This window comes from Chitinophaga sp. 22620, assembly GCF_052044405.1.
In the GTDB taxonomy this organism is placed as follows: domain Bacteria; phylum Bacteroidota; class Bacteroidia; order Chitinophagales; family Chitinophagaceae; genus Chitinophaga.
The window spans coordinates 567,311-590,302 of record NZ_JBQEMV010000004.1 but is presented as its reverse complement, the minus strand read 5'-3'; the positions used below and the strand labels follow the sequence as shown (position 1 = coordinate 590,302).

Below are 22,992 nucleotides of genomic sequence, written 5' to 3'. Positions count from 1 at the left end.
ACGAAATCGATTCTGATAAATAATGTAGGCGAAAATACAGAATGTAGCGGAGAAAGGCTGCAAATGTTGCGTTTGAAGTATCGGCTGCGAAAAACGGAGAAAGTATTACCTGGAGGCGAGATAATATCAGGGGTGAAAAATGGGAAGATCGGGAGGGCGTGAATAAATTTGGGAATTGTTTGTTAACCTTAATGGAAGCTGAAAGATGCCATTGGAACGATATGAATTTAACGCGAACAGGGATTTTACGGGGTTTGAGTTCTGGAGCGAGGGGCCGAGGGGGAAGATCAGGAAGGTGGTGCGGTACGCAAGGCTGAATGAGCGGATCAATGGAGAAACATTATATAGCCTGAGTTTCGGAGATCCGCTGGAGTTGGGCGATCAGAATATGTATCACGTGCGGTCGAATAACAGGGACCGGGACAAGGTCCTGGCGACGGTGGCTTTCACAGCCCTCGAATTTGCGCTCCGGCACCCGGAGGGCAAGATATTGATCCGCGGCAGTACCCCGGCCAGAACGCGCCTTTATCAGATGGGTATTAATGCCAATTGGGCCTATGTTGGCGAATTATTCCAACTGGAAGGATTCCGCTGCGGCCGGTATGAGGAATTCATGAGAGGCCGGAATTATCATTATTTCCTGGCGAAAAGGAAAAGCTGACAAGGTTATTAATAACTTATAAACTATTGATATGGAACATCATCGGTCATGTATTGACAACAAAAACGGCAGCAGTCTGCCGAAAAAGACTCCTCCCCGCAAACCCAGACCTGAAACCGACGGGCCACCGCTTACATTGGAAGAATTCCTGGAAATCCAACGCCAGGCGGTTGACTGGGAGCAAACCCGGTTATTGCTAAGCGGCGAATTTCCGTACAACGACCGGAAAGGATGGAAAGATTGAGAGGCTTATATCCGGAATAGGTTCGGAGCAAGCCGCGTTATTGCCGGGCGGTGAATTCCTGTACAATCTCCTCCCGGCGCCCCTAAACACAAAAAGCCGTCCAAAACCGGACAGCTTTTTTGCAGTATGATTAGTAAAGCCGAATTACTTCTGGTTAATGAAGTCCTGTACTTTATCCTTATGCACGATCGCATCTTTAAAAGTATATGCACCGGATTTCGGAGAACGAACCGCCCTGATCACCTTAGTCCACACTTTCGCATCGGCTGCGGCTTTCGTATCTTTTACTTTCGCGTTCTTAGAAGCTTGTTTTGCCATTTTGTTAAAAGTTAAGCGTTAATTGTAAGTCAATCGTCCAGGAGCTAATCGCAAGAACCTTATACGATTAACCGCTAACAATTAAAGTTGACCTTATTTGATTTCTTTGTGTACAGTCACCTTCCTGAGGATAGGGTTGTACTTCTTCAGCTCCAGACGTTCCGGAGTGTTCTTTTTGTTCTTGTTGGAGATGTAGCGGGATGTACCGGGCATACCAGAGTTTTTATGCTCCGTACACTCCAGAATTACCTGCACCCTGTTTCCTTTCTTTGCCATTTTGTATTCTGATTAAGTTGATCCTTAATGAATTAGATGTCTTTGTTACCTTCCGCACGCAGTTCTTTCACTACGGCATACAGGCCACGCTTGTTAATGGTTCTCAGACCATCGGCAGACACTTTCAAAGTGATCCAACGATCTTCTTCCGCCAAAAAGAAACGCTTGGTTTGCAGATTGGGCAGAAACCTTCTTTTTGTCTTAATGTTCGAGAAAGACACATGATGACCTGTAATCGGTTTTTTCCCTGTCACCTGACATACTCTAGCCATGATTCTAAAAAATTTTGGACTGCAAAAGTCGCATTATTTTATGTAAATATCAAATTATGCGAAGTGTTTTTATTCACATAATTATTTGGTGTATATTTTAGTGGACAGTTTTACCCTCACAGCAACACCCCTAAACTCCTCACAACAGCCCCCAGCCTAACGCCATCCAGTATCCGCTGCTGCTCAGTGCCGTGCTTCAGCAAAGCGTCCTCATGCGAAGTCACGCACATCTCACAGCCGTTCAGCGCTGAAATCACCAGGCTCACCAGCTCAAAGAACTCCTTCCCGATCACCGGGTTGGCCATAATGCTCATCCGGATGCCGGCAGGCGCGGTAGTATAAAATTCCTTTCCCACGAAGTGGCGGAAACGGTAAAACACGTTGTTGGCATTCATCAGGGAAGTGCAGCTCACCACTTCGGCCACTTCCTTGTCCGTAGCGCCGGCAGCCGCCGCAAGCTGCTCAAAACCAGCCTGAAGGGCCGGCAGCTTCTCGTTCACGGCCACAGCCAGGCCCAGCAGGTATGCTTCCTTTTTGGAAAGCGTAGCCGCCTCCAGGGCATTGGTCAGATTGATCTTGAGGTCTTTCAGGTAGCGCGCATCCACTGCCGCCAGCGCACCCAGCCTGGCAGGCACTTCAGCGGCCGGCATACCCACAGCCTGTAAGATCTGTTGCGCAGTATCCTGCGTATTAGTAGCAAACATATTATAATTTTGTTTCGGATTAAAAAAATACCGGGCAGCGTACTGCCCGGTAAACATTATACCAGCGTCGGTTAAGCGTTGAGGGTAGCTTCGCCTTTCTGCCAGTTGCAGGGGCACAGCTCATCTGTCTGCAGTGCATCCATCACACGGATCACTTCTTTCACGTTACGGCCTACGGAGAGGTCGTACACGGAAGTCCAGCGTACGATACCCTGGGGATCCACTACGAAAGTAGCGCGGTAAGCGATCTTTTCATTTTCTTCCAGGATGCCCAGCTCGGCGGCGAGGGATTTGGAAGTGTCTGCCAGCATGGGGAACTGGAGGCCGCGCAGATCGTCGTGATCTTTCCTCCAGGCGAGGTGCACAAACTCAGTGTCGGTAGAAGCGCCGATCAGGATAGCATCGCGGTCAGCGAAATCCTGGTAATGTTTGTTGAATTCGGCGATCTCGGTAGGACATACAAACGTAAAGTCCTTGGGCCACCAGAACATCACCATCCATTTGCCGGATGCCTTGATCTCTTCGGAAGAAACGTCGTAAAATTCTTTGCCTTTCTCGATGGAAACAACTGCCTTTTTTGAGAACTCAGGGAATTGTGCCCCTACTGATAAAACTGCATTTTTCATGATATTATCTCGGATTTATTGATTTTATGCTACGCTATTTCGTAAAGCCGCCGCAAAGTTCATCTTCAAAAAGGGTAAAATCAAATAGATTTACACACATATAATATCGATTTCATCTATACTATTTGAAATTTCCATAGATAGCAGTTGAAGCAAACCCTTATCCAGCAACAACTTGCGGATTTACAAGCACTTCAGGGTCAAAATCCATGGTTGTTTTTAACAATCCGGCGTAACCTTTTGGCACGTTATTTAGTTATATATAGAGCAAGATTTAAAACGACTGGTTATGAAATTTAAGAACATACTTTTAGTGATCCTTACGGTTGGCCTTGCTTTGATTCCGTTTATCAAAAACAGCATCAACAAACAAGATGAATTTGACGCTACACAGGATTTATTCATCTAGTTTAGGCAGGTTATGGGTTCAATTATGAAAGATTCCCCCTCTTTCCAGAATGACCATAACAGCAGCGGGTTCCATTGTACCGTATTCTGAAAAATTCCCGCCCCGGTGCGGGAAAAAGACCTTTTTGCCAGACCGGGCATGTCCGGAAGAGCAGAAAAGGAACCTTCACCCCCTAAATTTTAAAGGCTTTCAACGCTATAAATTCAGGGCTGACCAACAGGTAAAAAACCGGTGGTCAGCCCTGAGTGTTTTTAAACCCTGCGAGTAACACCATAACAGGCGGAAGGTATCAGCCAATAAAAAAAGCCGTCCCGCACAACCGGGACGGCTTTTTGTTTTTATCATTTCCCTGATCAGGTAGTCTCATTAATAAAATCCATCATGCTTTTAACTCCCAGCATCTTCGCGGAAGTAAACCCTTCCGCATACCCGACGCCCACCATTTTGCCGAGCATCTTCGCACGGTATACCACGCTGTCAAAAAACTCGGGGGAAGAAATATAGGTTTGCGGCTCATGGTCCTTTTCAGCCAGGAACTGGGTCTTAAAGCATTTGATCGCCTCCAGCTTGAGGTCTATCACCTCGCTGATATCCACCACGAAATCGGGCTTAAAATAACGGTCCTGGATGAAATGATACACCTGCTTGGGCCTCCATGCCGTCTGCGGCTTACCATGCTCGTCGAAAGTTTCCACTTTACGCAGGCCCGCCAGGAAAGCGCTGTCTTTGATCAGTTGCGCTGCCCTGCCATGGTCGGGGTGACGGTCGTCTATGGCATTGGCCAGCACGATGTCCGGCCTGTATTTGCGGATGGCGGCCACCACTTTCAGCTGGTCTTCACGGGTGTTCTGAAAAAAACCGTCCGCCAGGCCAAGGTTTTCCCTCACATCCACTCCCATTACCCTGCAAGCTTCCTGCGCTTCCAGGATGCGGCCCTCGGGCGTACCACGCGTACCCAGCTCGCCGCGCGTAAGGTCTATAATGCCCGTTTTCAGTCCCTGCTTCGCATGTACCATCAGTGTTCCCGCACAGGACAATTCCACATCGTCAGGGTGTGCGGCTATCGCCAGTATATCCAGTTTCATGTTCCTTTAAATTTTGCCGAGCAAAGGTCGGGTATATGGGGAGATGTTCCAAATCGGGAGGACGGGAGGCGGATTTACCTGAGAAAGGGGTTATGCAGTCAGTTATAGCGGTTGTACAGCTGTATCTCCTGCACGATCAGCTCAATGTCTTTATCATCCTGGGTATTGAACTCGCTTTTGAGATTACCGCCGAAGAAGAAAGCCACCGTTTGGTACATCCGCGCATTAAAGCCGCCTTTCAGTTCTTTTACGATGTCGTAGCAGTTCTCTCCCGTTTCGCGGTGGATCAGCTTCATGAGCACCTTGCCCTGGTAAACGGACAGGTTCTCCAGCTTGTCGCCAAACTCAGCCTTGAGCAGCTTTTCCTTGGAGGCCAGGTATTCCTTGCGTTGTTTTTTGGAGGTAAAGGTCTTGAGGTCGCGGTTCACGTCCTTAAGGATGCGGCCGGCGGACACAGCGTAGGGATACGTAACATATACGGCGTTACGCAGTCTCGTCCAGCGCTCGCGCTGCTTGCGCAGGCGTTTGGGCAGCTTATCCGTTACATCAAAAATGGAAAGGGTAATGGAGGGGATCGTGTCGTTGCCATACAGCACAGCTCTCACAGCCACGGTATCCGTAGCGGTACGCTGCTGGGCAGCAGCCCCGCCTGCCAGGCACAGGATGCATATGAAAATGATAATCGAACTGCGAAACACGGATTGACGATTAATGATAAACCCTGATCCTTCCCAAGATACGAATTACTTCCGATTCCTGCTTACTTCCTGCCACCACGTATTGATGGCGGTTTCCACGCCAGGCACATCACCGGATGTAATGCTGGAGCCGATCACATGGGTGCCCGCTTTCGGGATCGCCACGGCGCGCTTCAGGCTGTCCGGCGTGCCAAGCTCCTTATGCATGTCCAGGATGGCGGACACCTTCACGGTCTGGTCCTGCTCGGTTTCGTTCTTGTAATAGTACAGGTTCAGCACCGGCTGATGGATACGCGCGAACGTTTCGGGCTTCATGGTATGCTCCACGAGGTTTTCCAGTTCCACAACGGCTTCCAGCCGGTATTTGGTATACCAGTATTTGGCTTTCTCCGGGTTCTCCGGCTTGTATTCGTTATACTTCCCTCCTTTCACCAAACGCGCCACCATCAAGCCCCATGGCTCGTCCAGCATACCGATCATCTTTTCGTTGATAGCGATGTTCGGGCTCATATTGATCACGGCCGCCACATCGTCCGGGTATTGCGCGGCCAGCAGCAATGCCAGGGTACCGCCGGTGGAGGTGCCCATCAGTATCACTTTGTTTCCCAGCTGTTTGCCGATGGCAAGGGCTTCCTTGGCGTCTTCCCAGAGGCCCTGCGCAGTCATTTTTTCAAGCGCTTCGGAGGTATCTATTCCATGCTGGTCTAAACGGGAGAGATAAAGGTTATAGCCGTTCAGCGCCGCAAAATCGCGGTGAACGGGGTCACCCTCCTTTTCGCTGGCGGAGAAGCCATGCAGGTAAACCACGCTGTAAGGCGTTTTCTGGCCCTCTGCCCCCGCCCATACAATACGGGCCTCATTTCCCGGCCGGAGGCGATACCGGGCCTCCTTTTGATCAATATAGGTCTCCAGCCGCACCGTTTGATCCGGCACACCGGGCAATGCTCCGCCCAACACCGGCGGCGAGGGTTTCGGGCCGAGGAAATAAACGACGGCCAGCGAAGCTATAATGATAAGAGTGGTTTTTATGATGCGGCGCATAGGGTAGGGTTTTGATGCAATATAACAAAAAGGGCGGCCTTCTTCAGCCGCCCTTTTATTATGATGTTGTAAAACAATTATTTATTGGCGCCTTTCATCCGCTGGCGGATGCTCATCACGAAACCGACGATCATAACGACGATGCCGAGCCACAGCACGTTGATATACGGGAATATCAGCGCCTTCAGCACAATGAAGTCCATCGGCTCGCGGGTTTCTTTTACTTCCAGCTCTACCTTATTGTCGTTCGGAAGGATCTTCGTGAAACGCACGGCCAGGCTCAGCGGCGCAAGCGTATCCGGCACATTGCCCTGGAAGCTGCTGTCGCGGATGAAATAAACGGGCCTCAGGTTGAAATCGCCGTTCTCGCGGGTATGCACATAAATGTCAGCACCCACCGCAATATCCCCCGGCTCTGCCTTGTAATTCTTTTGCTGGGGGCCGGTTTTAAGGCCGGTGAGCACCATGAAACCCTTGGAGAAGAAAATGGTATCTCCCTGCGCAATGGTATGTTTTTCATACGGCAGCGTATCGGTTACGGCGCCTTTGATGGGCGCAAGCGTTACGTAAGTAAAGATGTCGCGGGTGAGGTAGTGCTTGGAGTCGGGGTTGGGGGACAATTGCCCCTCCTGCCCTTTCACGTTGAGATACGCATCCGGGTAGAGCGTGAAACGCTCGGTGGGTTCGGCCTCCAGGCTCGGCTTCTTCTCATAGTCCACGATGAAGAAGGTTTTGTCCTTATCGGCCGTTCCTATGGAATCGCCCCTGTATGTCACGAAATAAGGGCCCATCTGCACGGGCAGGCCTTTGGGCAGCAGGGTGTTCTCCTGGCTTTTCTGGCCGCTTTCTTTGGTGAAATACCCTGCCAGCATGTTCATCTTGTCCACGCTCAGCACTTCTTTCTTGGAAGAGGAGATCAGGATGCCTAGCAGCACCAGCCCGAAACCGATATGCGCCACGGAAGCGCCGGCTGCTTTCGCTTTGCCTTTCAGCACGGTGATGATATACCCGAAATTGGCTACTATCCCGTAAACGCTGGCGAACAGCATCAGGTAAATGGCCACCAGGAAACCGGGGCCGAATTCGTTATAGTTGATACCTCCCAGCCAGCCGATCAGCACGGTGAGCCCCACGGCAATAAGGGTGGGCCAGGCCAGCTTTTTCCAGACGGTGCCTTTCGGTGTGTCTTTATACTTAAAATACTGTACGATAGCGGTAAGCCCGCCTACGATAGCCGCCAGCCAGATCTGGATCTGGTTGTAATGGAACACCGGATCGGTGGGTGGCGCAAAGTCCTGGAGGTTGAAAAGTTTTTTCAGGCCAAACAGGTCCAGCAGCTTGTTCCATACGGGGATGGAAGTGGTGAACGTGATCTGGATGGCGGACACCATCAGGATGAGCGCGCCTACGAACAGCCAGAATTCGCGGCTGTAGGTGCTTTCCTCTTTCTTGATCTTCGGTATTTCTTTATTCCGTACGATCAGCATCACAAATGCGGGAATGGTGAAGATGCCCATGAAAATGAGCAGCTGCCCGCTCATGCCCAGGTCTGTAAACGAGTGCACGGAAGTTTGCCCCAGTATGCCGCTCCTGGTAAGGAAAGTGGAATACAGGATGAATACGAAGGATATAATGAAAAAGAAAAAAGTAGAGCGGAGTGCGTGACCGGAGCTGCGGTATGCCAGCATCGTGTGGAAGCCGGCCACCAGCGTAAGCCATGGCACGAGGGAGGCGTTCTCCACCGGGTCCCATGCCCAGTAGCCGCCGAAAGTGAGCGATTCATAAGCCCAGGCAGCGCCCATCATAATACCGGTACCCAGTACCACGGTGGCAAACAGCGCCCATGGTAAAGCGGGCTTTACCCAGCTGCCGTAATCGCGCGTCCAGAGGGCGCCTACGGCGTATGCAAATGGAACGATCACGGAAGCAAAGCCCAGGAACAGCACAGGCGGGTGGATCACCATCCAGTAGTTCTTCAGCAGTACGTTCAGGCCGTTACCGTCCACGAACTGCTTGAACTGCATATAATTGGCGTTCAGGAAGATCGGGGATTCCGGCGCATCCTGGCGCATGAGAATGAAAGGGTTGCTGCCCACTTTGTATTCGAACCAGGGCAGGTCCAGGTAAATGCCGAGCAGCATGGAGCCCAGGCCGATCTGCGCGAAGGCCAGCACGGCCATCACCGGGCCTTCCCATTTTTTGGAGGTCCTGATCAGGATAAGGCCCAATACACTGTGCCACACGCTCCAGAGCAGGAAACTGCCCTCCTGCCCTTCCCAGAAGCAGCTGAGCAGGTACTGCACTTCGAGGTCGCGGCTGGAGTGCTGCCAGGCGTATTTGTATTCGAAATAGTGATTGGAAATAATGTAATAGAGAATGGCGAAAACGGCGAAAACAGAGAACGCCTGGATGATAAACGCCCACCGGCCCATCTTCAGCCAGGAGGTCTTTTTCAGCTCATCCTTTTGCTGAACGCTGCAGAAATACGCAACGGTAGCCACAATTGAAGCCACAAATGCGAGAATGGTAAAGAAATGCCCCAATTGTCCGGGAAGTAAATGCTCCCCTGCATATTTGATTTGTTCCAATTGTATGATCCGTAAAACGTTATTAAATCCCGCCGCGGCCGGGTATAGCAGGCAAAGGCAGACGATATACAGTTACAGTTTAAATGTCTTTGGAGGCGCTGTAGGCCGTTTGCTCATCTTTATATTTGGAAGGGCATTTCATGAGTATTTTACTGCAGTGGAATTCATTCCCGACCATCTTGCCTGTGAGCACCAGTTCCGTGGATTTTTCGAAGTCAGTGGGCCTGGTTCCGTTGAACACCACCTTTACCACGTCCCCGCTTTTGTCTTTCATATGGAAGCTGAAAAAATCAGCATTCGTCACCGGGTCGTACACCAGGCCTTTCGCCTTGTCCAGCGCGCCGATCACGTGGATCTCCTTTCCTTCCTTCTTACGCGCGGTGGCAAAGGTTTCGTATGTGCTGAAATCCCCTACCATCATTACCATACCGGCAACGCATACCGCTATAACAATCAGTAGAATAATACTTGTTTTCTTCATCCTTACCAGATTAATCGTGAGCAAAGGTAGCCAAAAAAACCATGGCAAACGGCTGATATTCGTCAGGTTTACCCGCTGGGGGAACCAATTTTTACCGTTACCTTTGCGCCGAAATAAGCAAAGTACTGATTTATCATGGCTGATCTATCGCAATTTGACCCCAACTCGCCGGGATTGCTGTCCAATAACATATTCGGACTGCCGTTCAGCGAAGAGGATGCGCGGCTGGTATTGCTGCCTGTGCCCTGGGAAGTAACGGTATCCTATAACAACGGTACCGCCCGCGGCCCCGAGCAGATATTCAAAGCCTCCCTGCAGGTGGATATTTATGATGCAGACGTGAAAGACGGCTGGAAACAGGGCTTTTTCATGCGGGAAAGCAACCGGCAATTGCTGCTGAAAAGCGATTACCTCCGCAAAGAAGCCGAACTTTACCTCAAGTTCCTTTCCGAGGGCGGGGATATTTCCGACAACGAGTTCCTCCGCCGTTCCGTGGAAGACGTGAACCGGGGCACCGAGAAAATGAACGAATGGGTATACACCCAAACCAGGGAGCTGCTGGAAAAAGGCAAGCTGGTAGGGCTCGTGGGCGGCGATCACAGCACGCCGCTGGGCTATTTCCGTTCCATCGGCGAATTTAAGGGCGATTACGGCATTTTGCAGATCGATGCGCATGCCGATCTCCGCAACAGCTACGAAGGCTTCAAATACTCCCACGCTTCCATCATGTACAACGCGCTGGCAGAAGTGCCGCAGATCAAAAAGCTAGTACAGGTGGGCGTTCGCGATTACTGCGACGAGGAAGTGAATTATATCAGGAACAGCGAAGGCCGCGTGGTCACGTTCTTCGACCAGGAGATCAAAGAGCGGCAATACGAAGGCGAAGCCTGGAAAAGCATTTGCGACAGCATCATAGATCATCTGCCGCAGCAGGTGTACATCAGTTTTGATATAGACGGGCTGGACCCGAAGCTCTGCCCCCACACCGGCACCCCGGTGGCAGGCGGGCTGGAAGGGCCACAGGTGTTCTATCTTTTCAAAAGGCTGCTGGAAAGCGGCCGCAGGCTGATCGGTTTCGACCTGAACGAAGTGAGCGCCGGGCATGACGAGTGGGACGCCAACGTGGGCGCCCGCATGTTATTTAAATTGTGTAACCTGATGGTGAAATAAGCATGTACAGATTTCGCATATTACATCCCAACGCCATGACGCGCCTGCGTTTACAGCCGGTGATGCATGGCATGATCGGCATCCTTTTCCTGTTCAACGTGATCGGCGTTTACAAGATGGCGAACCCGAACTGGGTGATGGCCGCCCTGTTCATCGTGATGGGTTCCGCCAGCCTGCTGTTCCCCTTCATGCTGCGCCGCGTGCGGAAGATCACCGAAACGAACTCGGTGCTGCGGATGCTGCAGGCCTTCACCCTGCTCAGCGGATGCCTGTTCTTTTTATCGCATATGCAGCCGCTGATAGGGCTTACACTGCTGCTGGCGGGCCTTGGTGTGGCCTATATCGGGTACGCGGAATACCGGATACTGCAGCCCGCTTATGTATCGACAGACACCACCGGCATATCCCTTCCCACCGTGTTCGGCCAGCGCCGCCACGGATGGAACGAGATGAAAAACGTAATTTTGCGGAACGACCTGCTTACGCTGGACTTTAAGAACAATAAAATATTACAGCTCGAAGTGCTGGATGAATTCGGCCCCGTGGAAGCAGCCGAAATGAATGCTTTCTTTCAATCAAGGATCAACTCATGAACATATCGCCTTACATATTATATTCAGACGGGAAGGGGAATATTTTTGAAGACACCTCTCTTTACGTGACCGGCCGCAGCGGCTGGGACGCGCTGCCCATCCCCGACGACGAGTGGATAGAGCTGCCCGAAGGCGGTAACCTTTACGAGCTGCCGGGCCGCCGGGGCATTGGCATAGACGTGGAGACCGGCGAAATGCGCCTCTGCGAGAAAGGATGGGCCGTTGCTGCTTTTATTCCTCCCGCCCACACCGGCTTTTACCTCGCCGCTTACGAAACCGCGCCCGATGCGCCCACGCTTCCGCTCTTCTGTTACACCGCCGCCGGCTGGCACAACGATAAGTTCTATGTGCCCGCAGTACGCATCGAGCAGGACATCAGGCAGGAATGCGGCGGGTTCAGCGACAGCAAAGTGAAAAGCGGCGTGGGCCATATGCTGGAAGCCTACCCGCACAACCGGCTGGTGCAGCACCTGGCCAACAATTGCGCGCTCACCTATCATTGCCCCGCAGCACGGAATTATTTCATGGGCCGCTGGGAATGCCCCATTCCTTCTTCGCCCGCCTGCAACGCCAACTGCATCGGCTGTATTTCTTTCCAGCCTGAAGAAGAGACCATCGTGAGCACGCAGGACCGGTTGACCTTCAAACCTACCGCAGCCGAGATCGTGGAATTCACCGTACCGCACCTGGAAACCGCGCCCTACCCCATCGTGAGCTTCGGCCAGGGCTGCGAAGGGGAACCTTTGCTGATGTGGGAAACCATCCGCGAATCCATTATTGAAATACGCAAGCATACCCCGAAAGGGAGCATCAATATCAACACCAACGGCAGCAAGCCTAACGCCGTGCGCGAGCTCTGCAAAGCAGGACTGAACAGCATCCGCGTGAGCCTGAACTCCGTTCGCGAGCATATCTATACCCCGTATTACCGGCCCAACAACTACACGTTTGCAGACATCATTGAAAGCATCAAAGTAGTGCGGGAACATGGCGGCTGGGCTTCCATCAATTATTTCGTATTCCCGGGCATGACAGACAGTGTGGAAGAATACGAAGCCCTGCGCACCATCATCCAGGAAACGGGCCTGAACATGATCCAGTGGCGGAATTTCAACATCGACCCGGACTGGTACCTCGGCAAAGTGGGCGTAACGGAAACCGGTGATTGTTTAGGCATGAAACAGATGATGGAGCTGCTGCGCGACGAATTCCCCGACCTGAAATTCGGCTACTTCAACCCGCCGATGGAAAGGATCAACGGGAACTATGAAGCGGATTTTGCGCATGCATAAAATTCTTCAGAAAATATACAACGCTGCGGCGGGAACTACGCTTCCACCGCGGCGTTTTTCATTGGGGCCCCGCTCATTTCAGGCCTTGGTGTGGCATTACCTTGCTTCAGCATGATCCTGAAACCAATGCTGGCCAGCACGCAGATGCCGCCAACGATATACCACCAGTTGGCAAACCCGATACGCTCCACCGCAAATGCGCCGAGAGTGGGCGCCGCAATAGTGGCCACACAATATGCAATTGTGTACAAAGCCGCGTATTGCCCGCGGTTATGCTCTTTGCTGCGGTGTATCCAGAAATTGTTCATAAACGGCATGGCCAGCATTTCCCCTGAAGTGAACAGCAGGATATATACGAATGCCACGGCAAATACCGGCGGCAGGAAGTTGAACATCACGTAAGCCAGGCCCAGCAGGATGGAGCCCAGGCTCATGTACAGCATGTCCGGCCGCCTGTTTTCCAGCTTGTACACGAGTATCATTTCTATCAGCGCGATCAGGATGCCGTTTACAGACATCACGATGCCGATAAGCGCTTCGGACATATGGATCTTTTCCTTGAAATACACCGGCACGATATTGAACAGCTGGAACAGGCAGATGCCGAAGAGTGTGACGAGCAGTATAAAAAAGAGGATCACTTTATCGGTATACGCCGAAACACCCTCCCGCACAGGATTTGCAGCCACCGTTCCTTTATCCGCAGCACTGCGTACGGGCTTCAGGAACACGCGCAGCAGCACTGCCGCCGTGATGCAGGTAAGCCCGTCCGTCCAGAACAGGAGATCGTAGCTGAAAGTGGCTAACAGTCCACCGATGGCCGGCCCTACTGAAAACCCCAGGTTGGAGGCCAGCCGTAGGAGGGAATACGACCGCATACGCGTGCCGGCATCGCTGTAATGGGCTATGGCTGCGCTGTTTGCCGGGCGGAAGGATTCCGCGAATATGCCGGTCACAAAAATAGCGGAGATCACCTGCGTAAAGGTGCTCATCTGTCCTAATACCATGAACATCAGCCCGTTCAGCACCAGGCTCCAAAACTGTACCGGCGCAAAACCGATGGTATCCGCCAGCTTGCCCCCCAGCCAGGCACCGGCAATGGCGCCAAGACCGTAAATGGTAACGATCAGGCCGGCCTGTTCCAATGAAAAACGCAGTTCGGACGTTAAATAGATGGTCAGGAAAGGAATTACCATGGCGCCGCTGCGGTTGATCAGCAAGACCGTGGCCAGCAGCCATATGCGCCTTGGAATACCGCCGTAAGCATTTTTGTACAGTGAGAGGGCTTGGTGGAACATGTGCCCGCAAACTACATTGGGTGCGCACAATTTCCAAGGCCGAAATGATGAACCGCATTAGCAGAGGATGAACTCTGCCCGGGGCTGCGCATCCGGCAGGGAATTTGCAGCAAAGGGGCGGGCTACCGCCGTAACAAAAAAATATTAACTTTGGAACAAGATGGCTGATCAAAAACAAGAAAAGAACGTAAAAGCGGCCGGCGTAACCATCGCCGTGCATGCGTTACTGTTAGTGGGGCTGTTCCTCATCAGTTTCTCCGCGCCCCCGCCCCTGCCTGATCAGGACCTTGGCATGGAAGTGAACCTTGGTACTTCTGACGATGGCATGGGCGACGAACAGCCGCTCAATCCCAACCCGCCTGCCGCCGCGCAGCCTGCGCCTTCCACGCCTCCGCCGGCGCCCGCCGAAGCGGAAGAGCAGGGTAATACGCAGGAACTGGCCACGCAGAACGAAGAGGAAGCCCCTGAAGTGAAACAGCCGCCCAAACCCGCTCCCAAACCGAAAGAGATCGCCAAGACGATAGAGACCAAAACAGAAAAGGAAACACGCAAACCTAAAGCCGTGCAGCCCCCCGCACCCACTCCGCCTGCACCGCCCAAACCGAAAGCGGTGTTCACCGGCGGTACATCCACCAGTGCGAACAGCGGCAACGGCGCCAACGGCAGCAACAACTCGACCGGCGAAGGCAATACCGGCAGGCCCGGCGACCGTGGCGTGATCGGCGGCGATCCGAATGCTACCGGCTATACCGGCACACCCGGCGCAGGCAGGGGCGCGTCGGACTTCAGGTTGAACGGCCGTAACCTGGTGAACCGCCCTTCCGTTGAATGGGATGGCAACGAAACAGGTTATGTTTCCGTAAACATTAAAGTGGACCGCAATGGTAATGTGACCAGCGCCACGCATTCGCTGCGCGGCTCTACCATCAACAACCCTGCGGCAGTGCGCATAGCCCGCGATGCGGCTATGCGGATAAAATACAACGCCAGCACCAATGCGCCTGAAGAGCAGTTCGGTACTATCCGCTTCTATTTCAAGGCTCAATAAACGTATACGGTAGAATAATCCGCTTATTTTCCCGTTATTAGAACTGATCTGCGAACTAATCTGCCGACTATTCTATGCTGCATACAAGACTATTAGCCACCTCGCTGCTTCTGTGCGCTGCCATTGCATCGCAGGGGCAGAGTTTTCCGGGGTACCACACCAGCCAGTATGCAGGCATACACGCTGTGCCTTTTAACCCCGCCCTTGCCGCGGGCACCCGCTACCGCTGGGATGTGAACATCGTTGCGGCGGATGTGAAGGCCGGCAATACGTATATCCGTTTCAACAAATCTTCCCTGCTCTCTTCAGATGGCAAGAGCAATAAGCTGGTCAGGAATATTGATTATTTTCCGGACAGCCTGGCCACGCGCAAACAATACGCCTGGGGCAGCGCAGACCTGATGCTGCCGTCTGTACTGTATTCCATAGACGAACGGCAGTCCGTTGCGTTCACCTGGCGGGTACGCGGCTCCGTTTACGGCGGAGACGTTAAAACAACCACCGCCAACTTCTTCGCGCTCGATTATCCTAATCCCCGTTTTATGCAAAAGACCTTTGCAGATGATTACGGTGGCACCTTCGGGCATGCCTGGAACGAGTTTGCGTTCAGCTATGCCCGTGTGATCAAAGACGACGGGGACCACCGCTGGAAAGCGGGCCTCACGCTCAAATATCTCGGCGGGCAGGCGGCGGCTTACGCTGTGGGCAGGGATGCTTCATTTTTCTTTGACGACCCGAACAGGGTAGACATCAACAGCGGCCGGTTCTATTATGGTTATAATGAAGAGATGGATGAAGTGGACGGCAACAACTGGAACACCATCTACAATCCCTTCCAGAACCCCGGGATCGGTGCGGATATTGGCGTCGTGTATGAATGGCGGCCGGACAACGACGGGTTCAATTCTTTCCAGGAAGGCGGGGATTGGAACCAGGACGCCGATACCTGGAAAGCCCGCGTAGGCGTATCCATCGTGGATATTGGCGGTATCAGCTATTCAAAATCGGCCACCAGCGCCAACCTGGATATGCGCGCGCAGGATTTTCCAGCGAGCGAGCTGAGAAAAAAGAAAGGGGAAAGCATGCGGTCGTGGACCAACCGGCTCGCCACCACCTTCGCCCCGCTTGAACGGGAAGATAAATTCTATATGAACCTGCCCACCAGCCTCAACCTGATGGGCGATTACAATATCGACGGGCGCTTTTTCGTGAGCGCCAGCGCCACCGTTGCCCTCACCGGCGGCCGGAAGGACGACAACAAAACCTCGGCCCTCACGCAACTGCAGATTACGCCGCGCTGGGAAACCACGCACATTGGCGCTTACCTGCCCATCCAGGTAAACCGTTACGGGCAGACGGATGCGGGCGTTGTACTTCGCGCGGGACCGCTGGTGATAGGCTCTGCCACCTTGTTCACCACCCTGTTCCGCGAAACGATCAATCATGCGGATGTATTCGTAGCTTTGCGGATAATTCCCATCCGTTTCAATAAATGGAGCTGGGATAAAGGCAACGGCGGTATCTTCCGGAAGAAGCGTAACCAGCTGGGCTGCCCTGACATATAGCAAGGCAATCATGAACTATCAGCAAACCATCGAATTTTTATACAGCCAGTTGCCCATGTTCAGCAAAATAGGGGCTGCTGCATTAAAAAACGACCTGCTCAATATCCGCGAGCTGTGCGGCATACTCGATCACCCTGAACAGAAATTCCCTTCCGTACATATTGCAGGCACCAACGGCAAAGGCTCCACCAGCCATATGCTCAGCGCCATCCTGCAACAGGCGGGGTATAAGACCGGCCTCTACACCTCCCCTCACCTGCACGATTTCAGGGAAAGGATCAAAGTGAACGGCGAGATGATCCCCGAAGAAGAAGTAGTGCGCTTCACCGCGCAAATGAAAGGCCATATTGAAACCATCCAGCCTTCGTTCTTTGAGCTGACCGTGGCTATGGCCTTCGAATATTTCGCGCAGCAGAAGGTGGACATTGCTATCGTAGAAACCGGACTGGGCGGGCGTTTGGACAGCACCAACATCATCTCTCCCCTGCTGTCCCTGATCACCAATATCAGTTACGACCACATGAACATCCTGGGCGATACCCTGCAGCAGATCGCCTTCGAGAAAGCGGGAATCATTAAGCCGGATACGCCGGTAGTGATCAGTGAAACACAGCCCGAATCCATGCGCGTTTTCCAGGAAACGGCGGACAAACGCAATGCGCCCATCCGTTTTGCAGATAAAGAATACCGCATCATTTACAGGCAGCCCGGCGCAGATACGCTGCATCTCAAGGTGGAATACATTCCCACGGCCGATGTGGAACCTTACCTGCTGGACCTTCCCGGCCATTACCAGGAAAAGAATCTCATCGGCGTGCTGGCCGCCATGGAAGTATTGCAGCTCAAAGGTTTCCCCGTGCCGCAGGAAATGATCCGCGCCGCGTTAGCCAATGTTAAACGCCTGACCGGCCTGGGTGGCAGATGGGAAGTGATCGCAACGAAACCTTACACAGTACTGGATGTGGGCCACAATGAAGCCGGCATCCGCGCTATTATGGAACAGCTGGCGCTGGTAAGTTACCGCAGGCTGCATATTATAACAGGTTTTGTGAAAGACAAGGACGTGGCCGCCGCACTCCGGCAGCTGCCGCAGGACGCGACATATTATTTCACCAAGGCGCAGATACCCCGCGCCATGCAAGAAACAGACCTGCTGAAACTAGCCGTGGAACAGGGTTTGAATGGATCTTCCTTTCACGACGTTCCTGCTGCCTATGCCGCCGCGCTGGCCGCCGCAACGGATGAGGATATGATCCTGGTTTGCGGGAGCGTGTTTATTGTTGGCGATATGCCGCTCAGTTCCGGGAGGTTATAATTTATTTCTTTTGTAATTCCTTCAGCTTTTCCAGCCCGTAATACAGGCAGCTTATGTGCAATGCCTGCAGGAACTCGCGCCTTTTCAGCATTGCTTCCAGCTCTTCAATGCTTACTGCCAGCACGTCGATCTCCTCGTTGTCGTCCAGCTGCTGGTCCTGCACTTTTTTGCCGCCCGTGGCCAGGAACATATGCACGAGGTTGGTAGTGGTGGAGGGGTTGGCGGATACTTCGCCCAGGCTATGCATTTCGCTGAACGTATAGCCGGTTTCTTCCAGCAGTTCGCGGCGGATAGCCACTTCAGGGCTTTCATCTTCTTTGTCCATCACACCGCCGGGAATTTCTACCAGCACCCGCCCGATGGCATGACGGTATTGGCGGATAAGCAGCACCTGCCCGTCTTCCGTGAGGGCCATCGCATTTACCCAGTCGGGGTATTCGAGTACATAATAAGCGTCTACATGTTTGCCCAGCGGGGTTTCGCAGATGTCTTTCCGTACGGTGAGCCAGGGTTCCTTAAAAAGGTATTCCGATCCTAAAAGTTTCCAATCCAATGTATGTAATGTTATATGGTTACAATTTATTACCAGCCTTCGCGCTCCTTCAGCTTTTCGATATGCGCGAGATGATGCAGCCCGTGCCAGCTGTAATTTGCCAGGTGTGTGGCCATGTTGTTCACCGCGTTGTTGCCGGGGTGAAAGAAGGTGCGGTCCCAGTGCCGCGCTTCCATATGCTCCAGCACGGCCACCCAGCGCGCATGCAGGGCATGGAGCAGGGTGATGGATATGTTGATGGGCGTGTATTGCACGTCGGGCAGCTCGGCCCAGGCAGTTTCATCGTAAGGTTTAATGGTGGGATTGTCTTCCGTAAGCGCCAGCTTCAGGCGGGTGAATCCGTTCATATGCGAATCCGCGACGTGATGCACTACCTGCGCAACCGTCCAGCCGCCGGGGCGGTAGGGCGTACCCAGCTGGTGCGCGTCGAGGTGCTGAACGGCCAGTTCCAGGAGGGATGGCAGGTGCCGGATGTCGTTGATGTACTTTTTGCGCATGTCTGCGGTAACCAGCGCCGGCGCCTGGAAGCGGCCGATAGGATAGCGTAAGTCTTCCATTATACGAAAAGTTTGGCTTTATTCTTCGCGGAGGTCCTTGCCGGTAAGATGGATGAACACATCTTCCAGGTTGGCCAGCTTCACTTCTTTCTTCCGTTCAAAACCTCCCGCCACCAGCTGGTCTATCAGCGCATCGGGCGAGTCCAGCGCGATGATCTTCCCGCTGTCTACGATCGCGCATCGGTCGCAGAGGAACTCGGCTTCGTCCATGTAATGTGTGGTGATCACGACGGTGGTGCCCTGGTCCCTCACCTGCTGGATAAGCGTCCAGAGGTTGCGGCGGGCCTGGGGGTCCAGGCCGGTGGTGGGCTCGTCCAGGAAAATGATGCGCGGGCGGTTGATGAGCGTGGTGGCAATGGAAAAACGCTGCTTCTGGCCGCCGGAGAGGGATTTGTATTTTTCAGCGGCTTTGTCTTCGAGGTTGAACTGCTTCAGCAGCTCCCGGCCGTCTACCTTGCGGTTGTACAAGCCGCCGAACATCTCTATCAGCTCCAGCAGGTTGAGGCCGGGGTAATAGCCGGATGTTTGCAGCTGCACGCCGATAAGCTGTTTGATGGCGTCAGGATCTTCATCCAGGTTAAAACCGCCTACCATTACGGTGCCGGACGTTTTTTGCCGGAGGGTCTCGATGATCTCCAGCGTCGTGCTTTTACCTGCCCCGTTCGGGCCCAGGAGGCCGAACACTTCGTTCTCATATACGTCAAAGCTGATCCCTTTCACGGCCGTGAAGTCCCCGTACTTTTTCACGAGGTCCCTCACTTCAATGATCTTGCGTTTTTCCATGAGGCCAAATTACGGCAAAAAACATTGCGCAGTACCTCCTATTTGCAGCTTACAGGTGGCCGGTTATTTACTGGGAGCCGTCTTTGCGAGGTGCAGCGGGAGATTCAGTGCAGGAGGAAGCGCGACGAAGCAATCTCCAGACATGGGGCATATCGGTTCAACGCAGGAGATTGCTTCGTCGCCCTCCGCTTTGGCCCTGCTGCTCCTCGCAATGACGAAGGGGCTGACCATTGTTTGGCCAGCCCCTTACATTCAAAATAAACAGTTAGTAAGCAGTTATTTTTTAGCCGTGGCGGCAGGTTTGTTGATGAATATCTGCGTGAAATAAACGATGTTGCCTTTGCCCCTGGCGGTACCGATACCGATCAGGTTGAAGTCGCCCAGCATGTTCTTGCGGTGGCCCGGGCTTTTGATCCATCCATCCACCACTGCCTCGGCGCTGAGGTTGCCGTAAGCCACGTTTTCCGCTGCGGCGCGCACGGTGCCGAGCTTTTTCGAAATATCGTCCACCCGTGATTCAAAACCGTCGTGCCCGAAGTTCCTCCGCCCGGTGGCCATCGATTTGCTGTGATCGCGCGCTTCGATACTGATCACATTGCTGAGCTCCAATGGTTTCAGGCCTTTGGAGCGGCGGAATTTGTTGACGTAGTACAGGATATCTTCATCTACATTGTCCCCGGTTTCCCGTACACCCACGTTCGTGGATGAGGCAGGAGCAACAGGCCTGGAACAGGCTACGGACTGGGAAGCGGCAAACACGGCGGCCGCCAGTACAAGGATCTTACAATAATGCTGGTTAAACATGTTTCTTAAAACGGTTTTTTAATACCAAAAATTGTCTGATCCAATATCAGGCCAAAAGTTTAACGGAAAGCCGTTTCAATGGAAGCGGCGATGCCGTCACTAAGACTGCCGGATCCGCGAAAAGTTTAACGCAGCACTTCTTTTACCGCTTCCACCATCTTGCGCGAACCGATGAAGATGGGGATGCGCTGATGCAGCTCTGTAGGCTTGATGTCCAGCAAACGGCGCTCCCCGTCTGCAATGGCCATGCCCCCTGCTTTTTCCATCAGGAACGACATGGGATTACATTCATAACAAAGCCTCAAGCGGCCCTGGGTATATTTTCCGAAAATGGGATACATGAAAATGCCGCCCTGGATGAGGGTGCGGTGTATCTCAGACACCATGCAGCCCACAAACCGGTGGCGGTATACTTTCTGGTTGCCGTCTTTGGCCATGAAAAGATCTATCGCTTTACGTACATTTTCCTGGTAAAGGTGGTAGTAACCTACGTTCACGGAAAAGATATCGCTGTCTTCAGGCACCTTCAGGTTGGGATGGCTCAGGCAGAACTCGCCGATGGATGGGTCCAGGGTAAAGCCCTGCACACTGCGGCGGGTGGCGTATACGAGCATGGTGGAAGAGCCGTAGATAATATACCCAGCGGCTATCTGCTGGCTGCCGGGCTGGAGAAAATCTTCCAGGGTGCAGCGCGTGCCGTTGGGGGAAAGGCGGCGGTAAACGGAAAAGATGGTGCCGATGGATACATTCACATCGATATTGCCCGAACCGTCCAGCGGGTCCATCAGCACTACGTATTTGGAGTTCATAGACAGCTCGTCGTCGAACGCGATGAATTCTTCATTTTCTTCGGAGGCCACCCCGCAGCAGTAGATGCTGTTGCGCAGAATGTTGATGAGCTGATCGTTGGCAAACTCGTCCAGCTTCTTTACAGATTCGCCCTGCACGTTGGTTTTACCGGCCTCGCCGAGGATATCCGCGATGCCTGCCTTGTTCACTTCCACATTCACTCTTTTGGAAGCCAGCCCGATGTCTCTCAGCAGGCCTGACAGCTGGCCGGTAGCGCCGGGGTAATTGCGCAGCTCCTGGATCGTGAATTCGTCCAGCGTCATCACTAGTTGGTTCATTTTCATACGCGTGTTTTGGTTTGGGTGCGCTAAAATAAGCTAAATCAGGGGGTTTTATGAGATCACGGTCATTCCCCCGGAAAGAGATTTTCAAACAATTCTACAATTGATGTACTTTTGCGGGATATTTTTTAAAAGAAGAGGTTTATCCTTATGAAGGTTTTCAAATTTGGCGGCGCAAGTTTAGAAACTATTGAGCGCATACAACAGGTGGGTAAGATCATCCAGTCATTCCCTGACGATAAGCTGCTTGTCGTGATCTCCGCGATGGGCAAAACGACCAATGAACTGGAGAAGGTAGCCCAGAACTATTTCATGCGAAAGAGGGAGATCGCCGCGCAGCTGCTCTACAACATCGAACAGCAGCATATACAAACCGCCGAAAACCTCCTCGGTACGCGCGAGCACCCGCTGTTCGTGCAATTGCAGCAGTTTTTCACCGAAGCCGAATGGACCCTCGGCGAAAAGCCCCTGCGCAACTACGATTATTATTACGACCAGCTGGTGGGCCTTGGCGAGCTGCTGAGCACCGCCATCGTAAGCGCATATTTCAACGAGGCCGGCATTACCAACACCTGGCTGGACGTGCGCGACGTGTTCCGCACAGACGATAACTTCCGCGACGCGAACATCAACTGGGAAGTGACCGAAATGCAGGTGAACCAAAAGGTACTGCCGCTTTTTAACGCCGTGAACATCGTGATCACACAGGGCTTCATTGGCAGCACCGACCAGAATGAAAGCGTAACCCTGGGCCGCGAAGGCAGCGACTTCTCCGCCGCCGTGTTCGCCAACCTGCTGAATGCGGACAGCCAGACGATCTGGAAAGATGTGGAAGGACTTAAAAATGCAGATCCAAAGTTGTTTGCGGATACCATCAACATTCCCGAGATCGCCTATGGTGAAGTGATTGAAATGGCGTACTACGGCGCGCAGGTGATCCACCCCAAAACCATCAAGCCTTTACAGAACAAACAAATACCGCTGTACGTAAAATGTTTCCTGGATAAAGACCTTCCCGGCACCGTTATCCGGCAGGATGCGGATAACCGCAAGCTTCCGCCGATTATCGTGCTCAAGAAGAACCAGGTGCTGATCTCCATTACTTCCCGCGATTTTTCGTTCATCACCGAAGACAGGATCAGCGATATTTACGAGATCTTCCACGATAAAAAGATCAAGATCAACCTCACGCAGAATGCCGCGATCACTTTCTCCTGCTGTATAGATAACAACCCGGAGAAGATCGAACTGCTCATCAAGGCATTGCACCAGGGGTTCAAGATCTCCTATAACGAAGGGCTTGAGCTGCTCACCGTGCGGCATTACAAAAACGGGTTGCTGGAAGCATTGACGAAAGGAAGGAAAATATTGCTGGAACAGCGCTCCGACAATACGGTGCAGCTGGTGATCAAATAACCGGTCATCCTGGTAGTTTATCGATATTACGAATACTTCGTAACATCTACGAATATTTCGTACAT

Annotated in this window: 25 protein-coding genes; 9 read left to right on the top strand and 16 right to left on the bottom strand. The window is 52.7% G+C overall.

The annotated features are described in order from the left end of the window. The first annotated feature begins 205 nt into the window (after positions 1–205). Together ACTJIK_RS21810 and ACTJIK_RS21805 are read left to right on the top strand one after the other, a co-directional pair. On the top strand, positions 206–661 hold the full coding sequence (locus ACTJIK_RS21810; protein ID WP_440649658.1) for a DUF6934 family protein: 456 nt from the start codon (positions 206–208) through the stop codon (positions 659–661). Between the two features lie 31 nt (positions 662–692). Further along, positions 693–905 carry a hypothetical protein gene (locus ACTJIK_RS21805; RefSeq protein WP_440649657.1) on the top strand — a complete coding sequence of 71 codons (213 nt, stop codon included), beginning with the start codon at positions 693–695 and terminating at the stop codon, positions 903–905. Positions 906–1,049: 144 nt separating this feature from the next. Here the strand turns inward: ACTJIK_RS21805 and ACTJIK_RS21800 are convergent, their stop codons facing one another. The 10 genes from ACTJIK_RS21800 to ACTJIK_RS21755 form a co-directional block, all read right to left on the bottom strand. Next, positions 1,050–1,223 (bottom strand): DUF4295 family protein, encoded by a 174-nt coding sequence (locus tag ACTJIK_RS21800; protein ID WP_440649656.1) that lies wholly within the window; start codon positions 1,221–1,223, stop codon positions 1,050–1,052. Between the two features lie 93 nt (positions 1,224–1,316). Beyond that, the gene (rpmG, locus tag ACTJIK_RS21795; protein ID WP_120514459.1) at positions 1,317–1,499 is read right to left on the bottom strand and encodes a 50S ribosomal protein L33; all 183 of its coding nucleotides are present in this window, start codon (positions 1,497–1,499) and stop codon (positions 1,317–1,319) included. A gap of 32 nt (positions 1,500–1,531) precedes the next feature. Beyond that, positions 1,532–1,771 (bottom strand): 50S ribosomal protein L28, encoded by a 240-nt coding sequence (gene rpmB, locus ACTJIK_RS21790; RefSeq protein WP_119079658.1) that lies wholly within the window; start codon positions 1,769–1,771, stop codon positions 1,532–1,534. A 116-nt stretch (positions 1,772–1,887) separates the two neighbouring features. Next, the gene (locus ACTJIK_RS21785; RefSeq protein WP_440649655.1) at positions 1,888–2,475 is read right to left on the bottom strand and encodes a carboxymuconolactone decarboxylase family protein; all 588 of its coding nucleotides are present in this window, start codon (positions 2,473–2,475) and stop codon (positions 1,888–1,890) included. 71 nt (positions 2,476–2,546) lie between these two features. Further along, positions 2,547–3,101 carry a peroxiredoxin gene (locus ACTJIK_RS21780; protein ID WP_440649654.1) on the bottom strand — a complete coding sequence of 185 codons (555 nt, stop codon included), beginning with the start codon at positions 3,099–3,101 and terminating at the stop codon, positions 2,547–2,549. 762 nt (positions 3,102–3,863) lie between these two features. Beyond that, positions 3,864–4,595, bottom strand: coding sequence for a bacillithiol biosynthesis deacetylase BshB1 (gene bshB1 / locus ACTJIK_RS21775; RefSeq protein WP_440649653.1), 732 nt, complete (start codon positions 4,593–4,595; stop codon positions 3,864–3,866). A gap of 98 nt (positions 4,596–4,693) precedes the next feature. Then, positions 4,694–5,293, bottom strand: a complete 600-nt coding sequence (locus ACTJIK_RS21770; RefSeq protein WP_440649652.1) for a DUF4294 domain-containing protein — start codon at positions 5,291–5,293, stop codon at positions 4,694–4,696. Positions 5,294–5,338: 45 nt separating this feature from the next. Next, on the bottom strand, positions 5,339–6,334 hold the full coding sequence (locus ACTJIK_RS21765) for an alpha/beta hydrolase (RefSeq protein WP_440649651.1): 996 nt from the start codon (positions 6,332–6,334) through the stop codon (positions 5,339–5,341). Positions 6,335–6,411: 77 nt separating this feature from the next. Further along, positions 6,412–8,922 carry a cytochrome c biogenesis protein CcsA gene (gene ccsA / locus ACTJIK_RS21760; RefSeq protein ID WP_440649650.1) on the bottom strand — a complete coding sequence of 837 codons (2,511 nt, stop codon included), beginning with the start codon at positions 8,920–8,922 and terminating at the stop codon, positions 6,412–6,414. A 79-nt stretch (positions 8,923–9,001) separates the two neighbouring features. Further along, positions 9,002–9,403, bottom strand: a complete 402-nt coding sequence (locus tag ACTJIK_RS21755) for a cytochrome c maturation protein CcmE domain-containing protein (protein WP_440649649.1) — start codon at positions 9,401–9,403, stop codon at positions 9,002–9,004. Between the two features lie 135 nt (positions 9,404–9,538). Here ACTJIK_RS21755 and ACTJIK_RS21750 point away from each other — a divergent pair, with 135 nt between their 5' ends. From ACTJIK_RS21750 to ACTJIK_RS21740, 3 genes are read left to right on the top strand one after another with little or no spacing between them, the layout of a single operon-like run. After that, entirely contained in the window at positions 9,539–10,573 is a 1,035-nt protein-coding gene (locus ACTJIK_RS21750) for an agmatinase family protein (protein WP_440649648.1), read from the top strand. Positions 10,574–10,575: 2 nt separating this feature from the next. Continuing rightward, positions 10,576–11,166 (top strand): hypothetical protein, encoded by a 591-nt coding sequence (locus ACTJIK_RS21745; protein ID WP_440649647.1) that lies wholly within the window; start codon positions 10,576–10,578, stop codon positions 11,164–11,166. Continuing rightward, positions 11,163–12,458, top strand: coding sequence for a radical SAM protein (locus ACTJIK_RS21740; protein ID WP_440649646.1), 1,296 nt, complete (start codon positions 11,163–11,165; stop codon positions 12,456–12,458). The genes ACTJIK_RS21745 and ACTJIK_RS21740 overlap by 4 nt, the downstream gene beginning before the upstream one ends. A gap of 35 nt (positions 12,459–12,493) precedes the next feature. On the opposite strand, the gene ACTJIK_RS21735 is transcribed toward ACTJIK_RS21740, so the two are convergent. Beyond that, entirely contained in the window at positions 12,494–13,756 is a 1,263-nt protein-coding gene (locus ACTJIK_RS21735; protein ID WP_440649645.1) for an MFS transporter, read from the bottom strand. A 160-nt stretch (positions 13,757–13,916) separates the two neighbouring features. Between ACTJIK_RS21735 and ACTJIK_RS21730 the strand changes: the two genes are divergently transcribed. The 3 genes from ACTJIK_RS21730 to ACTJIK_RS21720 all read left to right on the top strand — a co-directional run bounded on the left by ACTJIK_RS21730 (position 13,917) and on the right by ACTJIK_RS21720 (position 17,684). Further along, positions 13,917–14,804: a hypothetical protein gene (locus tag ACTJIK_RS21730; RefSeq protein WP_440649644.1), complete on the top strand. Its 888-nt coding sequence runs from the start codon at positions 13,917–13,919 to the stop codon at positions 14,802–14,804. Between the two features lie 74 nt (positions 14,805–14,878). After that, entirely contained in the window at positions 14,879–16,369 is a 1,491-nt protein-coding gene (locus tag ACTJIK_RS21725; protein WP_440649643.1) for a DUF5723 family protein, read from the top strand. Positions 16,370–16,379: 10 nt separating this feature from the next. Further along, positions 16,380–17,684 (top strand): bifunctional folylpolyglutamate synthase/dihydrofolate synthase, encoded by a 1,305-nt coding sequence (locus ACTJIK_RS21720; protein ID WP_440649642.1) that lies wholly within the window; start codon positions 16,380–16,382, stop codon positions 17,682–17,684. Between the two features lies 1 nt (position 17,685). Here ACTJIK_RS21720 and ACTJIK_RS21715 read toward each other — a convergent pair whose 3' ends face one another. From ACTJIK_RS21715 to fbp, 5 genes are all read right to left on the bottom strand, one after another. Continuing rightward, positions 17,686–18,237 (bottom strand): NUDIX hydrolase, encoded by a 552-nt coding sequence (locus ACTJIK_RS21715; protein ID WP_440649641.1) that lies wholly within the window; start codon positions 18,235–18,237, stop codon positions 17,686–17,688. Between the two features lie 29 nt (positions 18,238–18,266). Then, on the bottom strand, positions 18,267–18,794 hold the full coding sequence (locus ACTJIK_RS21710) for a YfiT family bacillithiol transferase (protein ID WP_440649640.1): 528 nt from the start codon (positions 18,792–18,794) through the stop codon (positions 18,267–18,269). Between the two features lie 18 nt (positions 18,795–18,812). Next, positions 18,813–19,577, bottom strand: coding sequence for an ABC transporter ATP-binding protein (locus ACTJIK_RS21705; protein WP_440649639.1), 765 nt, complete (start codon positions 19,575–19,577; stop codon positions 18,813–18,815). A gap of 276 nt (positions 19,578–19,853) precedes the next feature. Next, entirely contained in the window at positions 19,854–20,381 is a 528-nt protein-coding gene (locus tag ACTJIK_RS21700) for a CAP domain-containing protein (protein ID WP_440649638.1), read from the bottom strand. A 125-nt stretch (positions 20,382–20,506) separates the two neighbouring features. Beyond that, positions 20,507–21,508, bottom strand: a complete 1,002-nt coding sequence (gene fbp, locus ACTJIK_RS21695; protein ID WP_440649637.1) for a class 1 fructose-bisphosphatase — start codon at positions 21,506–21,508, stop codon at positions 20,507–20,509. A gap of 153 nt (positions 21,509–21,661) precedes the next feature. On the opposite strand from fbp, the gene ACTJIK_RS21690 reads away from it, so the two are divergent. Beyond that, positions 21,662–22,927, top strand: coding sequence for an aspartate kinase (locus ACTJIK_RS21690; protein ID WP_440649636.1), 1,266 nt, complete (start codon positions 21,662–21,664; stop codon positions 22,925–22,927). The last annotated feature ends 65 nt before the right edge of the window (positions 22,928–22,992 follow it).